Consider the following 16,913-nt stretch of genomic DNA (forward strand, 5'->3'; position numbering starts at 1 on the left):
TGAAAACCTTCAAAATCCTTGCTGAGCGTTATCGAAATAGAGGTAAAAGGCTTGGTTTGAGATTCAATTTAATCGCTGGAATCTACAACTTGGAACTGAGCAAAAAATGATTTATGAAAGAGGTCTATTGAATACTCATACTTTCTTGAGATCGCGATGGCAAGAAAACTTCTACAAGTTTATTCAACAAGCAATGTTTGTCTGGCAACTACCTGCCAACGTATCATCGAATATGTATTGCGAGAGCAGAATTAAAATAACCTTATCACGCATGCCAAGATTTAATAGCTCGCTGCACGCTCCTGAGCAGATGTACTGACCGCTGGTGCAACCGAAGGAACTTGATTATTCAAACTTGGCATTGGGGGTAACGGATCACCTTCTTTATAATGTTTTAACTGCAAGAAGTTTGGACATTCCGACAGTTTTTGCTGATGAGTTGCAAGTTCAGCACCAAACCTGTTTTTGACTGAAACATGAAAAGTGATTTGATCCTCTTCAAGCACATTCAATAACGCAGTCCGGGCTGTGGATTCCATAGTCCTAAAAGAATCAATAGAATTACAGCTCATGGTTTTGACCATTGCAGTAACACCGTCGGGTAAATCTTTGCCCGTATAAAGCGTATTACGCATATAGAAACGAATATGAGGATACTGGTCCAGTACGCTAAAATCCAGTTTCATGGCCTGCATCACTGGTTTGGCCTGCTCGACAAAGCTGGAAAAGCCGCCAGACTTCAGATTGGTACGCATTTCATTTTCAAGCTGCATGAGCTGATATTGAGGATAGCCCCAGAATACCCCTAAGCCGATGACGCCGATTAACACAAGTATGATTGGCATTTTTATAATTAACCTGATCTATGATTGTTATTTATCAATATTTTTTTGGCTATATTAGTTTATTTTTTAGGCGATAGATAACTGTTTTTTCTTATTTTTATCACATATTTCCTGATGAGCTTTAACTCAGTCACTATTTAATAGGTGTTGAGAATCTTTTAAAAATTTTCTATATGAAGTTACAGTTTCTTAAGCCACCCAGACTATATTGTATTTAATTTTAGCTAATATGCTGTTTAATATCAGACTTGTACATTTTACCCAATTAAAAAAATAAAATTTCTCCTAAAATAAATATGGTTTTTTTGCTTTTGAATGCATATCTATTTTATTTAACGACAATTTTCCAGTACAATGCCAACTACTAAATTATGTGCTTTTTCTCCTGACAAGAGCTCGGGGAATAAGCCATTTCATGCCTTTGAAAATTCGCGTGGCTTATAATTGTAATGACTCAAATGCCCCATAACGCTATGGAATCTGTTCCAAACATCCGGGTTCTGGATGAATGGCAAAATACGATTCCAGAGGATCTGTATATTCCTCCAGCAGCGTTTGAAATTCTGTTAGAACATTTTGAAGGCCCTCTCGACTTTTTAATCTACCTGATCCAGAAAAATGGTTTTGACCTGTTGCAGGTTGATATCGCGCCGATTGCCTCCCAATATCTGTCCTATATGGATGCGATGAAATCCCTGAATATTGAACTAACCGCGGATTATATGGTGATGGCTGCTTTACTGGCCGATCTCAAATCCCGTTTATTGCTGCCTAAACCGAAAAGCGTGGCTGCGGTTGAACAGGATCCGAAACAGGATCTGATTGAGCGTCTGGAAAATTATTTACGGATTAAGCAAGCTGCGGAACGTCTGGGTCAGATGACGATTCTGGAACGTGATACCTTTCAGACCAATGTTCACTTAGGCGAGTTTATCCAGCCGAATGAAGGTCATAGTGCTGATCTGCTACGTGATGCCTTGCTTTGTGTCTTTAACCGCCCTGAACCTGTCATTCATCAAGTGCAACAGGAGCCTGTTTTACTAGAAGAGCGGATTGCCTATATTGAAAGCCGTCTGGAATCTGGTGAAGTCTTATCTTTTGATAAATTACTCAAGCCAAGTCAGGGACGCATGGGTGTAGTCGTGACCTTTATGGCCGTGTTGGAACTCACCCGCCAGCAAAAAATTCAAATTATTGCCTCAGGTGTTGAGGCACCGCTCGCAATTCAAGGAGCACACGCATGAACACAGAACATAATATCTCCTTGTCTGCGGAAGATAATCTGCATGAAATTCTGATGCAGCTGGAAGCCATTATTTTTGCCAGTGACTCCCCAGTTTCCTTAGCTCGACTGAAAGAAGCATTTCAGGATCGCTATAGCAAGCAGGAGCTGCGCCAGTATTTACAACAGCTTTCCATGCTGATGCATGGCCGTTCTATTGAACTGGTTGAAACTGTGCAAGGTTACCGTTTTCAAGTGCGTGTAAAATATCGTAATATTATTGCACAGACCTGGCCCGAGCGACCGACACGCCTGTCACCTTCATTACTGGAGATGCTTGCGGTGATTGCTTATCATCAGCCAGTGACCCGAGCTGATATTGAACAAATTCGTGGTGTCACGAATAACAGTCAGATTTTGCGTACGCTGTTTGACTGGAACTGGATTAAAGAATCCGGCTTTCGTGAACTCCCTGGAAGACCTGCGTTGTTAGTGACAACGCCACAATTTTTAAATGCGTTTGGCTTAAATTCTTTAGGCCAATTGCCTCCCCTGCAGGATGCCAAGGAAGCTTTTATGGCGCTCGATGCGAATGCACCGAAGTCATAAATAGGTGAACTGTTGAATAATTATTTCTAAGGTTATGCTGTCATGAGTGAAAAGTTGCAAAAGGTGCTTGCACGTGTTGGTTTGGGTTCTCGCCGTTATATGGAAGAAGTCATTGCCGCAGGTCGTGTGAGTGTGAATGGGCAGATTGCCCAAGTGGGTGAACGAATCGAACCAGGTGATGAGCTTCGCATCGATGGTCGTAAAGTGCAGTTCCAGATCGAAGACGAAATCCGTCGTCGTGTCCTGATTTACTATAAGCCAGAAGGCGAAATCTGTTCACGTAATGATCCTGAACAGCGTCCAACAGTATTTGACAACCTGCCATCAATTCAAGGCGATCGCTGGGTAATGGTCGGCCGTCTGGATATTAACTCGACCGGTCTGTTACTGTTCACAAATGACGGTGAACTAGCGAATCGTTTAATGCACCCATCCAATGAAATCGAACGTGAATATGCGGTTCGTGTCATGGGTGAAGTGACTCCTCAACTAAAAAACAACATGCTGAAAGGCGTGGTGCTAGATGATGGTCCTGCGAAGTTTGAATCATTCTCTGAACTGGGTGGTGACGGGATCAACCGTTGGTATCAAGTTGTCGTGAAAGAAGGTCGTAACCGTGAGGTTCGTCGTATCTTTGAATCACAAGGCCTGAAAGTCAGCCGTTTATTACGTACCCGTTACGGTACCGTGATTCTGCCACGTGAACTTCGTACAGGTCGCTGGATTGAACTGGATAAACAGGATATCGATAACCTGACCAAATCAGTTGAGCTGAAACCGCGTCAAGGTACCGGCTTATTCGGCATGGCGAAACGTCGTAATGAGCGTATGCAGGAAAAACCAATGGCAGCGCGCCGTGGTGGTTACTTGCGTCAGCAACGCCGTGATACCGATGAGCAGCAGCCGCAATACAACAACCGTGAACGTCGCGATGATCAAGGCTTTGGTCGTCGTGAAAACCAGAATGGCACCCAGTTTGCACGTCGTGACAACCGTGAAGACAACCAGTTTGGCCGCCGCGAAAACCGTGAAGGTAATGCACCACGCGGTTTATATGGTGCGAATAAAGGCTTTAAAAAGTTCTAGGCTTTGAATAAGATAGAGTCACTTCGGTGGCTCTTTTTTTTGCAAGAACAATAATAATGACCTAATTTTATCTATCCCTAGTCTTCTCAATAGAACCCGATATAAAAGGCGGGTATCTCCCTTCTATTTCCTAAAAGTGAATTCTTGTCATAAAAAAATGCCCAGCAATGTGGACATTTTTTATTTCGTACTTTAGCAAGTTACTGCGGAATACCCTGAGGAATCGCACTTAACAGACGCTTGGTATAGTCGTGTTGCGGAGACTGATACAGATCATCTGAGTTGGCAATTTCCACCAGATCACCATGATTTAGCACCATGATCTGATCAGAAATATATTTCACCACTGACAAATCATGCGAAATAAAGATGTAACTCAGACCAAATTCATCCTGTAAATCCTGCAATAAGTTCAGTACCTGCGCCTGTACGGATACATCCAGTGCGGACACTGATTCATCACAGATCAAAATCTCAGGCTTTAAGGTCAGACAGCGTGCAATTGCAATCCGCTGACGCTGGCCACCTGAAAACTCATGTGGATAGCGATAGAAGGCCTGAGCCGGTAAGCTGACCCTTTCTAATAAATCAAGTGCCATCTGTTTACGTTCTGCATCATCCTTGCCAATATGATGAATCTGCATCGGCTCCATCAGGATTTGTCCCACGGTAAAACGCGGATTCAAAGAAGCATAAGGGTTCTGGAAAATGATCTGGATTTTACGCTGATAGGCCGTAAACTCTTTTTCAGTCATCGACAAGATATCTTTACCCTGAAACAACGCCTTGCCGCCTGTAGCTTGTTGCAGTCGCATCAGGAGCAAACCAATCGTGGTTTTACCAGAACCTGACTCCCCAACCAGCCCTAAGGTTTTGCCTTTAGCCAGCTGAAAAGACACGCCTTTCACAGCCTGAAATTCATCTTTTCCAAATAGGCCTTTACGGCTATAGAAGGATTTTTTCAGATCGCGTACATCCAGAATAATCTCTTCATTACCTTTTAGGCCACGAGAACGCTCCTGTTGTAGCGGAGTGTTCGTATGCAGGTCATGCGCCAGACTATCCTGTTTCATAAAGTCACTAATCACCGGCAAACGCAAAGGACGGTGCGACAGCTGTGGACGGCAATGCAACAAGGCTTGGGTATAAATATCCTGAGGATTGTTCAGGACTTCTGTCACCGAACCTTGCTCACGAATCTCGCCATAACGCATTACAATGACCTGATCCGCAATTTCACCAACTACCGCCAGGTCATGACTGATGAATAACATCGACATTTGACGGCGCTGACGCAAGGATTCAAGCAGGTCCAGAATCTGTTTCTGGATAGTCACATCTAATGCCGTCGTTGGTTCATCAGCAATCAAGAGTTTCGGTTCACAGGCAATAGCCATGGCAATCATCACCCGTTGCTGCTGTCCACCAGACAACTGGCTTGGATAAGCATCAATCTTGGTTTCCGGTGAAGGAATACCGACTTCCTGCAAAAGTTCCAGTGTTCTTTGACGGGCCTGCTTTTTATTCATGCCCAAATGCAGGCGTAGAATTTCAGAAATCTGCATGCCTACGGTAAACACCGGATTTAATGAGGACATCGGCTCCTGGAAGATCATGGCAATTTCTTTGCCACAGATCTGACGCATTTCACTCGACTTGAGTTTCAATAAGTCCCGACCTTCAAACAGGATCTGACTGTCTTCAGCGACCTTCGAGTTCTCAGGTGCTAATAGTCCCATCACTGCTAATGAAGTCACAGATTTACCACTTCCGGATTCACCGACTAACGCCACTGTAGTATTGGCCGGAATTTCAAATGAAATTCCTTTGACCGTTTCCACATACTGTTTATTTTCACCTTTAAAACTGACACGTAAGTTATCTACGCGAAGTAACGCGGGTGCTGTGCTTGGATTCATTTCAGACATCGCTGCGCTCCTATTTCAGTTTTGGATCTAATGCATCACGTAATGCATCAGTAAACATTGAGAAAGCTGTCACCAGTACCGCCATCGCCACCGATGCCGCAGTCAATTGCCACCATTTGCCTAAAATCAGCTCGCTTTGTGCTTCATTCAGCATACTTCCCCATGACACTACCCCAATCGGTACGCCAAAGCCCAGGAAGCTCAGAATCACTTCGGACTTAATAAAGGCCACTGCAAGAATGGACATTTGTACCAACGCAATATGGCTGACGTTCGGGAAAATATGCACGAAGATACGGCGTATATTGCTTACCCCAATGGCTTTCGCTGCCAGTACATATTCACGTGCAGTATGCTTCATATATTCCGCACGAACCAGGCGGAATACCCCGGTCCAGCCGGTCAGACCCAAAATCAGGATAATCGATAAAATCCCTTTTTGTTGCAGTACTGCTGCAATCGCTAACACCAGCAACAGATAAGGAATAGAAGTAAAGATATTGTAGAACCAGTTCAGCACATCATCGACCCAGCCACCGAAATAACCAGCAATCGCCCCCAGTACCGTACCAATCACCACCGCAACCAGCGCAGCAATCAGGCCAACCAAGATCGAAGTTTCTGCACCTTTAATGGTTTTCAGTAGTACATCCTGCCCCCATTTATCTGCACCAAAGAACAGACTTTGCTTTAATTCACTGCTCTGATCCAGTAACTGACCCCCTAATTCCTGATCAATGGCTTTCATATCTTCAGCCAGTGGATCGACTACACCATAATAATCAATCACACCTGCGCTCTGTTCAGCAGCAATTTCTGCTTCCAGTTCTGCAATCACATCTTTTAAAGGATCAACTGGATTAACTGGTACTACGGCAGATTCAGTACTTTGATCTTCACCTGCCGCTCCAGGCATAGACGGTGTATAGATAAAACTTGGGGGTGCATAACTCACCGCCACTTCCTTATTCCAGTCCTTGGCAATCACACCTGTCATGGAAAGCAGCAACATCAGCAGATAAAATAGCACCACAAATAGGGAGAACATCGCAATGCGGTCACGTTTCAGACGACGCAACGCCAGCTGCCATAATCCGGTTGAAGCAGACTCAGGCACTGCTGAAGCATGTTGCTCTTTTTTAAATATCGCACTCAGCATAATTCACCTACTTCAACTGTACACGTGGATCGACCCATTTATAGATCAGATCGGCAATCAGGTTAAATAACATGGTCGCAGCCGCAACATAGACCGTAATCGCTTTAATTACCGGAAAGTCAGAACGTTCAACTGCGATAATCACTTCACGGCCAATGCCTGGAATACCAAAGAAACGTTCAATCAGGAAAGCACCGATCAGTAAAGCCGGAAGTCCCGCCATGACATCGGTAATGATTGGAATTGATGCATTACGCAATACATGCACGCCCAGAATGCGGCTTTCGCCCAGACCTTTAGCACGTGCGGTACGGACATAGTCCTGATTGACTTCATCCAAGACAAAACTACGGTAGAGACGTAAAGTCGGTGCAATACTCACCACCAGCATGATTAATAATGGCAATAGTGCATATTTGAATAAGTTTTCAGTAAAGTTATCGCTCCAGCCCTGTACCGGGAACCAGCTCAGTTCATAAGCCAAGACGTACTGGAATACGATGATATAGACCAGAATACTGATCGACATACCGATGGTACACAGCATCATGATCATGCGGTCAGTCAGTGAACCGCGCACTGAAGCTACCCCAAGTGCCAAAATGATTGAAACAATCGTTTGCAGAATCGTCAGTGGAATCAGAATGGTCAGTGATGGCCCCAAACGCGTGGTAATAATCTGTGATACCGACTCACCGGTACTCCAGCTCACGCCATAATCAAAGGTCAAAATCTGCTGGATGAAAATCCACAGTTGTACGTAATAAGGCTGATCGACCCCGAGCTGCTGGCGGATATTTTCAATCTGCTCAGCATTGGCCATTTTACCGGCCAAGATATAGGCCGGATCTCCTCCGACCCAGTTAAATAACAGGAATATCAGCAGAATCACCCCCAGCATGGTGGGGATCATTTGCCAAATCCTTCGAATAATATATGCCAGCATCGCTTTCCTTCCTTGACTTAATGTCCTGAAATTTCATTAAAGAAAGCTTTGCTGTCCGGATCACGGCCCAGAAAATCCTTAACCATCTGATCGCCCGGCTTTTGTCCGCCTTGTGCTAGTACAGTCTCGCGATAGTGCATGCCGACTTTTGGATCCATCAGATGGTCACCATAAGCAGACAACATATCGAGTGCCAGCACTTCAGACCACATATAGCTGTAATAACCCGCCTGATAGCCACCCATCAAATGTCCGAACTGACCCGGGAATTGCTGACCTGGAACAGAGCCCAACGCAGTTTTACTTTCCATATCCTGCCAGAGTTTTAATGGATCAATACTTTTCGCATCTTTACCGTGCAGGGCCATGTCGTACTGAGCATATAAAGTCTGACGGGCATAATGCAGGCCGCGACCATAATTTTTCACATTCTTTAAGCGCTCGGTCATGGCTTCATCGACACGAGGACAAGCAGGTTCACAGTAATCCGCTACTTTAGATAAAGTCTCGAAACGGCGCGCCCACTCTTCATACATTTGCGAAGGTGCTTCAACAAAGTCACGCTCTACCGATGTACCTGACTGCTCGGTATAACGGGTCTTCGATAATATTCCGTGTAGCGCATGACCCATTTCATGTACAAAAGTCTCCAGCTCATTACTGTTCAGACCTTTACGGTTGAAGTTGGTCACCAAAACAGAGACCGGACGGCGATGATTTAAACGGCTGCCACCATAAACGCCCCAGACTGCAGCATGGCCATATTTGCCTTCACGTGGATATTTATCGACATAAAGTCCGCCCATAAACTCACCGGTGGCTTTGTCATGCACGGCATAGTATTCAACTTCATCGTGCCAGGCTTTGACTTTTACCGGCTTGAATTCAATCCCATATAAATCGGAAGATATGGCAAATAACCATTTTTGCGCCGCTTCAGTCGGGAAATAATCACGCAGTTTTTCCTGATCCACCTTATATTTGGCCTGACGCAGTTTTTCACTCCAGTAGCCTTGGCTCCAGCGCTCAATCTCTGCTTTTTCCAGCGGAATTTTTAAGGTTTCTGCCTTGAACTGACGTAATTCTTCAACATCCTGCTTTTCTAATGGCGCAACTTTGGCATAGACCTCATCCAGAAAACTATTGACTGCTTCTGGGGTTTTGGCCATGCGATCTTTTAAGGCAACATAAGCATAGCTGTCTTTATCGAATAGCTGGGCCAGTTCATAACGCAGATCAATAGCCTTTTTCATGTATTCGAGGTTTTTCTCAGTCCCTCGGCGGGTATAGGCAGTCTGATAACGTTTACGAGCTTCATCACTCTCTGCCAGCTCCATAAATGGCTGATATTCCGGATAGTCGAAGCCGAGCAGATAATTGCCCTTTTCATTTTTCTTTAAACCGGCGATATAGCTCTCAGGTAAACCTTTCAGCTCTGCAACAGTGAATTCAACTTTTTCAGGGTTATCACGTACATTCTTGGAATAGTCCTGCCCCAGTTTGGTACTTTCTTCAATAATTTCCTTCAGACGCTTCTGTTTCTCTGCGCTGAGTTGTACCCCCGTTTTTTCAAACTGATTCAGAATATCTTTCAGGAATTTTTCATCGACCGGATCTGTGGCTTTCAGTTTCTTGAACTGGGCATACAGTTTTGGACTCTGATACATGGAAGTCAGGTATTTACTGATTTTCAGCTCACAGTCATCTGCTGCCTGACGCAAGGCCGGATCAGGATCGACATTACTATATAAACCGATAGGTGAAACAAAATCACCAATCGATGCCTGCAATGTATCCCAAGCTGCCAGATAAGGACGGGCTTCAGCCTTATTTTTGATTTTCTGGCTTTCAAATTTCTGGATATCTTTTTGCATTTTATCCAGATTGGCATCGCACAATGCCGGAATTTCTGCAGCCTTGAATAAAGGCAAAAGCTGGGTTTGGGTCTCTGCCATGACGGTTTGAGATCCCCCGATCATCGCCAGACAGAGTGTGGTAAATTTCAAGTGTTTTAATGTCATCATCATCTCCAGCTTTTTCTTACTTTTTAGTATCAATATCGATATACATCCATTCTGTGGACAGAATCGGATGGGACTTGTGCCCAATAACATGAGGTTGCGCTAATGCATTACGGTAAGTGCTATACAGCATCATGGTGGGCATATTGACCTCCAGAATACGGGTCATTTTGCGATAAACCAGATCCCGTTCAGGACCCGGTGGCATGCTTTGACTTTGTTCATATAAACGGTCATATTCCGCATGCTTGAAGCAGGCATTATTGGTGACATTGACGTTTTTGCCATAGAACAGCTGCATGAAGTTATCTGCATCAGGATAGTCGGCAATCCATGCAGAGCTTTTAAACATGGTTTTACATTGCTTTTCCAGCTTAATGCCTTCAGCAAATGGCATGGCCTTACTGGCCAGTTTGATATGAATATTATCTAGGGTCTTTTTCCAGAATTCGCCCTGTTGCTGACCACGACTGGTATTGGCCGTAATCAGTTCAATCACCAGAGGTTTGCCTTCAGGAGTTCTCCGCCAGCCATCCGCACCGATCTTATAGTTATAGCGATCCAGCAACATGTTGGCTGCCTTGACCGAATATGGTGTACTGGTTTTATAAGCGGGTGAATAGCCTGCAACTCCTGGCGGAATAGGCATGTGCAGTTTTGCACCATCTCCTTTAAGGAGTACGCTAATCATATTTTCAACAGAAAAAGCCATTGCCATCGCACGACGTAAGGCAATTTTTTCTGGCGTAAAGCCACCTACTACCGGATCTTGCATATTCCAGTAATGGTAGTTAATCGATGGCTCCAACATGCGTGACAGCTTGATGCCTTGCTTGACCAGCTCAGGTTTTAACTTGTCACCATCCAATGCCTGCACGACCAGATCGCCGTCGATTTCCACCAGATCCAGTTCATTTTTCTTGAATGACAACATCCGTGATTGGGCTTCTTCAATGACACGCACATCAATGGTGCCGATTTGAGGCATTTTTTTGCCCTGCATCGCACTGACAATCGCCTGGTCTTCTGCACTATTGGCTTTATAATTCCAGACAAAACCACGGTAAGCCGGATTTGGCTTTAAGATAATGCGTGATCCCGGTGTCCAGCGACTAAGTACATAAGGCCCTGTACCGACCGGCTTACTCATCACCCAGCCAGCTTTGTCTTTATACTTTTCAATGACTTCGCGTGCAACTGCGGCAGCTGGACCGTGGGCCAGCAACATCGGAAAGTTCTGATCCGGATTATTCAGCTTGAGTACCAAGGTATAGCGATCTGGAGTCTGAATACCTTCAAATGGATTTTCATAGACTTTGCCATTTTTTTTCGCCATGGCTGTCCATGCTTCCAGCCCTTTGATCCGACCATCCAGCAACCAGCTATTTGGTGAATTAAGTTTTGGATCTAAGAGACGCTTTAGAGAATAGGCATAGTCGTAGGCGGTTAATTCACGTTTTTTACCGCCAAAGACCGGATCATCCGCAAAGTAAATGCCCTTTTTAACTTTAATGGTATAAGTCAAACCGTCTGCACTGACTTGAGGCATATCTACCGCAGTCAATGGCACCAGTTTCGCTGGGGAGGCCAGATAATCATAGGTATATAAGGTTTCGAAAATCGCCGAGTTAATCTTGGCCGAATAACGGTCATGGATATAACCGGGATCGAAACCGGTTTCAGCCGCGGGAAAGACCGTTTTTAAGACTTTATTCGGATTGGCGGGATTGGCAGCCCATGTGGGTGCAGCACCTGCCATCATTAAACTGGCCACTAAAACCCCACTGGCCAGCTTTTTTAAAGCATTTGTATTCACATTCATACTGGTTCTTAATCTTCTCAAGTTATTTTTTAACAGGTTCAATATCCAGATATTGCCAAACTGCCCTGGTCACCGGATGTGCCTTAAAGCCCTGTACCTGTGGGTGAATCAGCCAGTTGCGTACCCGGGTATTGTGCAAAATCCACGGATTATCTGCCTCCATCTGGCGGTTCATCTGCTCATAATATGGAGTACGTTGCTGAGGCGGCAGTTTCATCGCAGTTTGATACAGCGCGTCATAGGCTTTAGAGGTATAGCAGCTCAGGTTACCTTGCTGGGCATTTGGGCCATACAGCAACTGGGCAAAGTTTTCCCCTTCCGGATAATCTGCAATCCAGGCACCACCCCACATCATGTGTTTGCACTGGGTGGCTTCTTTTAAATTGTCGGCAAAGTTACTGACTTTAAATTCAACTTTTACTCCAATTGCATCCAGGTTCTTTTTCCATAGCTCCGCAGAAATAACGGAAGAGCTTGAACTGGTCGAGTTCATTTTCAAAACCAATGGTTTGCCATCAGGCAAGGTGCGGTAACCGTCGGCGCCTTTCTTGTAGCCAAAACGATCGAGCAGTTTATTGGCGAGTAATGGGTTATAGGCAATACTGCTTCTATAATTCGGGTTATATCCGCCCACGCCTTCAGGAAGAATCATTTCAGCTTTAACAGCATGCCCCTTATATAGCTGCTGGATGGCTTCTTTCTGGTTATAGGACAAGGCAATGGCACGGCGTAGTGCAATTTTTTCCAGTGAGTTCCCACCAATCACCGGATCACGCATATTCATGATGGTATAGGTGATTTCCGGTTCTTTATTCGGATAATGCAGGATGCCTTTTTTCTTGTATTCACTTTTCAGCTGCTTATTTTCCAGTGCCTGTTCAGCACCGCTCGCAGTCAGTTTGTCATAGTCTAATTGTCCAGATTTTAAAGCCAGCCAGCGCGACTGTTCTTCTTCAATAATGCTGATCTTGACCTTGCCGATTTGCGGCATCTGCTTGCCTTGCATGGCTTTGACAATCCGTTGATCCCACTCTGAACCATCCCCCTTAAAGTTCCAGACAAAACCGCGATAATTTGGATTAGCCGTCAGCTCAATACGGCTACGCGGCACATATTTGTGTAATTGGTATGCCCCTGTTCCGACTGGGTGCTGACCTACCCGATCGCCATAATGTTCGATGACTTCGCGTGCAGTGCCAGCAAAAGCGACATAGGCCAGAATGTAAGGAAAGTTCAGGTCTGAACGGGTCAGGGTAATTTGTAAGGTATATTTATCTAGGGCTTTTAAACCGGCAATCGGAGCATCATAGTTAAATTTGCCCGTTTTTTTGGCTTGTTGGATAACTTGATCCGCGCCAAGAATTTTGCCTTCGATAAAGGAAAAAGAAGGCGAATGATTTTTCGGATCCATCACCCTTTGCATGGAATAAATATAATCCCGAGCAACCAGTTCACGCTTCTTGCCCTGAAAGGCCGGATCCGGACTGAAATAAATTCCTGGCTTGATTTTAAAAGTATAAACTTTGCCATCCTGTTTAACCACGGGTAAAGACTCGGCGGTATTCGGAGCCAAAATTGCAGGCCGGGCCAGATAGTCATAACGCAACAAAGGCTCGAAAATGGCCTCAGCCACGCTACCACTATAAAAATTATAGGTTTTGACCATGTCGAAACCATCATCAGGTGCTTCGAAAGCCAGGTTTAAAACTTTATCCGGATGTGCAGATGATTTTGCTAAAGCCATCCCCCCTGATGTTACTGTCAGTGCTAAAACTGTCATCCTTAAAATTACTGATTTCAAATTCACACCTATTTTTGTTTATTTAAACCATTAAAATGATTAAGGTTTTTTAAAAGCATTTAATCTCTTCTGATTTGCTTCATGTTTTTTTATTTTTCAACATTCCGCCTATCTTATGAATCTAGCGTTTGAAAGCTAATTTCATGCCACTCTATACTTTAAGTAACAATTAAGTTCTTTTTACAACAAAAAATATATTTTTATTAATCATTTAAAATAATAATAATTTAGGCAATTACTTAGATACTATCTGCAGTATTTACTGCATTAATCCTACAATGACTTTCACTTTATTGCACAAAAATAATTCGCTAGTGGGTCATTTTATAGCACGTTTAAATTCAGCCATTCATAATCCAAAAAAATAAATCTATATTTTTTAATAACTAAGAATATGTCTAAAAATTAAACAACCACCCCTCATAACTCATATTCTACCTACATTAAAGAATCTAGAAATATCGATTAGTTCACATATTTTTCAATTAATGTTTGGAGTTAATCAATAAATACTGATTTGCAATATCATTTTTTCTTATTACTTCCAATACAGCTCATCTGTTTTCTCTGACGCACAAGTTCTCTCTTTCTAAGACCTTATAAATTAAGCATTTCTTAATATATTGAATATTTTTAGAAGAATTCTGACTAAGTTGGCACTTGCTTTGCTTAAAAAAAATACAGCATTATCTTCACACAACAAGAAAGGTGAACTTTACGATGAAAATAAACAAACTAGTCGGATCTATGGGGGCTCCAACAGTTAGCAAGACAATACTCAAGTTAAGTACGCTTACCTTAAGTATGATGTGCTTGTCTTTGGCACATGCAGCCGATGAACCAGAAAACTCTGCCGCTCAACCTACCAAGGTTCAAAAAGTGACAGTGACAGGTTCATCTATTAAAGGAGTAGCTGCACAAAGTGCATCTCCTATTACTGTGCTTAAAGTCGAAGATCTGGTGAATCAGGGGGTCACCACGGTTGAAGAAGCAATTAATAAAGTAAGTGCTAACCAAGCTGGTTTTGCTGTTTCTCAAAATATTGGTAAAAGTAATACTTCAGGCTCTTCTGCCAACCTGCGTGGGATTGGTACTGATAAGACCTTAGTTTTATTAAATGGGCGTCGTTTGGCTAACAGCCCATTTAGTACTTCTGAAGTTAACCTGAATATTATTCCGCTCGCGATGGTTGAGCGAATCGAGATTCTGCGTGATGGTGCTTCTGCAGTATATGGTGCAGATGCAATTGCCGGCGTAATTAACTTTATTATCAAAAAGGAATACCAAGGTTTCGGTATTTCTGGTGGACTGCAAGCACCTGAAGAAAAGAATGGCGACAAATATGATGTCTCTATTTTCGGTGGTTATGGTGATCTGGATGAACAAGGTTTCAACGTTTACGGTGTAGTCGATTATCGTACTTCTGACATGATCATGGCCAAAGATCGTAAAGTCAGCCGTCGTGGTGGTTTAATTCCAGAGTTAAACATGGCGATCGGTTCAAGTGCCGGCTTCCCTGCCAACCTTTTAGATTCAGGTGTAGGTGTAGTTAACCCTTATATCAATCAAAACTGTAATAATGCACCAAATATGTTTGTATCTGGTACACGTTGCTTGTTAAACACTCAAGCACTCATTGGTATTACTCCAGAAGAAGAAACTTTTTCAGCTCTAGGTAAAGGTACCTTCAAATTAACCGATTCATTAAATGCGGTTGCTGAATATATTTATACTGAAAGTAAAGTAAAAACCTCGATAGCACCTGATGTATGGGGAGGTAGTCTTTCTATTCCAAATACCAGCAAATATTATCCAGGCAACGGCATTACACCAGACATCGCTGGTCTGGTAGATCCAAGAGCAGCACTTTATTTACGTTCACAATCAGGTAACCGTGTTTCTCAATCAGAAAATGAATCAAACCGCTTTTTTGCAGGGATTGAAGGTGAAGTCTACGGTTGGGATGTAAATGGTGGCGTTACTTATGCCAAAAGTGAAGCAACTGATAATTTTGTCAGTGGTTACCTGAATCAAAGTTTGGTTCAAGCCGCACTTAATGATGGCACCTTAAACCCATTTGGTCCTCAGGCCGCTGCAGATGCTGGGAAATGGTCTACTTTTGATGTGGCAGGCCCAACAAATATGGCAAGTCTGGATTCTACCACTATAGATTTCACTGTCAGCCGTCCAATCTATGAACTACCTGCAGGTGAAGTTGGATTTGCCTTGGGTGGTAGCTACACCACTCAGGACTGGGAAGCCAAGGTGAATGCCGATCTTGTTCGCCAGGTTCCAGGTTCTGGTATTGATCCAAATAAACCGTCAAGTTCAGGTGACCGTGATATTACTGCGGTGTTTACTGAATTACATGTACCGATCTTGCCGACTCTAGAAGCTCAACTTGCGGCACGTTATGATGACTATAGTGACTTTGGTGATACTTTCAATCCAAAAGTATCCCTACGTTGGGAACCGGTTAAAGAGTTAATGTTCCGTAGTTCTTATAGTACTGGATTCCGCGCCCCAAGTATGTGGGAAATCAACTCTTTACAAAGTGAAACCAATACTAGCACTAACTTCAATAACCCACGTTTTTGTGATGCTAACGGTCAACCGACCAGCACCCAATTTGCAGACCAATGTGGTATGCAGTTCAAGCGTAAACAAGGTGGTAACCCAGACTTACAGCCAGAAGAATCAACCTCTTTTACAGCCGGATTCGTATATGAACCAATCAAGAATCTGGTATTCACCGCTGATTACTACAATATTGATATTGAAGGTTTAGTCAGCTCAGTTACTCCTAATGACATTTTTAATGACCTTGATCGCTATGGCAATCTGATCGTTTACGCTCCAGATGGTCGTATCCAGTATTTAAATACAACTCTACAAAATATGGGTGGATTAAAAACTGAAGGGATTGACCTCAGCCTGAACTACTTAAGCCCAATGACAGCAACAGGCCGTTTTGGTTTTGGGATTGATGGTACCTATGTCATCAAAATGGATGAGCAAGAAGAACCAAACGGTGAATGGGAAGGGCTCGTCGGCATCTATGATGATCCTGCAGTCGTCCGCTGGAGACATATTGCCAATATCAACTGGTCTTATGAAGACTGGAAAATGAGACTAGAACAACAATATATCCGTGGTTATGAAGACTTTTCTCAAGAACGTGATGTAAGTGCCTATACGCTTTATAACTTTGCAGGCACCTATAGCGGATTCAAGAATTTAGAGCTAACTGCAGGTATTCGCAACATGTTTGATGCAGAACCACCTGCTTCTGATGCAACTAACAATGCTCAATATGGCTATGACCCTCGTCACGGTGATCCAATGGGCCGTACCTACTTCCTACGTGGTACCTATAAATTCTTTTAATTAATTACTTCGCAAACACTGCTGCCAAGCGGTGTTTGCGGTTTTCCCCGTTTAATTTTAGCCAAACAAAAAATAATGCTGCCTGTA

11 protein-coding genes and 1 pseudogene are annotated in these 16,913 nt (G+C 43.6%); 5 read left to right on the top strand and 7 right to left on the bottom strand.

All coding sequences use genetic code 11. The annotated features are described in order from the left end of the window. A pseudogene (locus FTV25_RS09190) lies at positions 1-110 on the top strand (IS5/IS1182 family transposase); the annotation flags it as partial. 171 nt (positions 111-281) lie between these two features. Here the strand turns inward: FTV25_RS09190 and FTV25_RS09195 are convergent. Continuing rightward, positions 282-845 (bottom strand): hypothetical protein, encoded by a 564-nt coding sequence (locus FTV25_RS09195; protein WP_180003017.1) that lies wholly within the window; start codon positions 843-845, stop codon positions 282-284. A 449-nt stretch (positions 846-1,294) separates the two neighbouring features. Between FTV25_RS09195 and FTV25_RS09200 the strand changes: the two genes are divergently transcribed. The 3 genes from FTV25_RS09200 to rluB are packed head-to-tail and all read left to right on the top strand — an operon-like array spanning position 1,295 to position 3,762. Then, entirely contained in the window at positions 1,295-2,089 is a 795-nt protein-coding gene (locus tag FTV25_RS09200) for a ScpA family protein (protein ID WP_180003027.1), read from the top strand. Beyond that, positions 2,086-2,676, top strand: a complete 591-nt coding sequence (gene scpB, locus FTV25_RS09205; RefSeq protein WP_005234269.1) for an SMC-Scp complex subunit ScpB — start codon at positions 2,086-2,088, stop codon at positions 2,674-2,676. Before FTV25_RS09200 ends, scpB begins: the two co-directional genes overlap by 4 nt. 42 nt (positions 2,677-2,718) lie before the next feature. Next, the gene (rluB, locus tag FTV25_RS09210; protein ID WP_004783318.1) at positions 2,719-3,762 is read left to right on the top strand and encodes a 23S rRNA pseudouridine(2605) synthase RluB; all 1,044 of its coding nucleotides are present in this window, start codon (positions 2,719-2,721) and stop codon (positions 3,760-3,762) included. A gap of 200 nt (positions 3,763-3,962) precedes the next feature. On the opposite strand, the gene FTV25_RS09215 is transcribed toward rluB, so the two are convergent. The 6 genes from FTV25_RS09215 to FTV25_RS09240 are packed head-to-tail and all read right to left on the bottom strand — an operon-like array spanning position 3,963 to position 13,418. Next, positions 3,963-5,690 carry an ABC transporter ATP-binding protein gene (locus FTV25_RS09215; RefSeq protein ID WP_180003030.1) on the bottom strand — a complete coding sequence of 576 codons (1,728 nt, stop codon included), beginning with the start codon at positions 5,688-5,690 and terminating at the stop codon, positions 3,963-3,965. Between the two features lie 10 nt (positions 5,691-5,700). Further along, a complete protein-coding gene (locus tag FTV25_RS09220) occupies positions 5,701-6,849 on the bottom strand; it encodes an ABC transporter permease (RefSeq protein WP_180003032.1) in 1,149 nt (382 codons plus the stop codon). Positions 6,850-6,856: 7 nt separating this feature from the next. Next, positions 6,857-7,795: an ABC transporter permease gene (locus FTV25_RS09225; protein ID WP_180003035.1), complete on the bottom strand. Its 939-nt coding sequence runs from the start codon at positions 7,793-7,795 to the stop codon at positions 6,857-6,859. A gap of 17 nt (positions 7,796-7,812) precedes the next feature. Continuing rightward, positions 7,813-9,816, bottom strand: coding sequence for a M3 family metallopeptidase (locus tag FTV25_RS09230; protein WP_159123537.1), 2,004 nt, complete (start codon positions 9,814-9,816; stop codon positions 7,813-7,815). Positions 9,817-9,835: 19 nt separating this feature from the next. Beyond that, a complete protein-coding gene (locus FTV25_RS09235) occupies positions 9,836-11,638 on the bottom strand; it encodes an ABC transporter substrate-binding protein (protein WP_180003037.1) in 1,803 nt (600 codons plus the stop codon). Positions 11,639-11,660: 22 nt separating this feature from the next. Beyond that, on the bottom strand, positions 11,661-13,418 hold the full coding sequence (locus tag FTV25_RS09240) for an ABC transporter substrate-binding protein (protein WP_180003039.1): 1,758 nt from the start codon (positions 13,416-13,418) through the stop codon (positions 11,661-11,663). A 741-nt stretch (positions 13,419-14,159) separates the two neighbouring features. Between FTV25_RS09240 and FTV25_RS09245 the strand changes: the two genes are divergently transcribed. Beyond that, complete coding sequence (locus FTV25_RS09245) at positions 14,160-16,826, top strand: TonB-dependent receptor (protein ID WP_180003041.1); 2,667 nt, start codon at positions 14,160-14,162, stop codon at positions 16,824-16,826. Positions 16,827-16,913: the final 87 nt, after the last annotated feature.

It is taken from the genome of Acinetobacter sp. YH12249, from assembly GCF_013417475.1.
Classification (GTDB): Bacteria; Pseudomonadota; Gammaproteobacteria; order Pseudomonadales; family Moraxellaceae; genus Acinetobacter.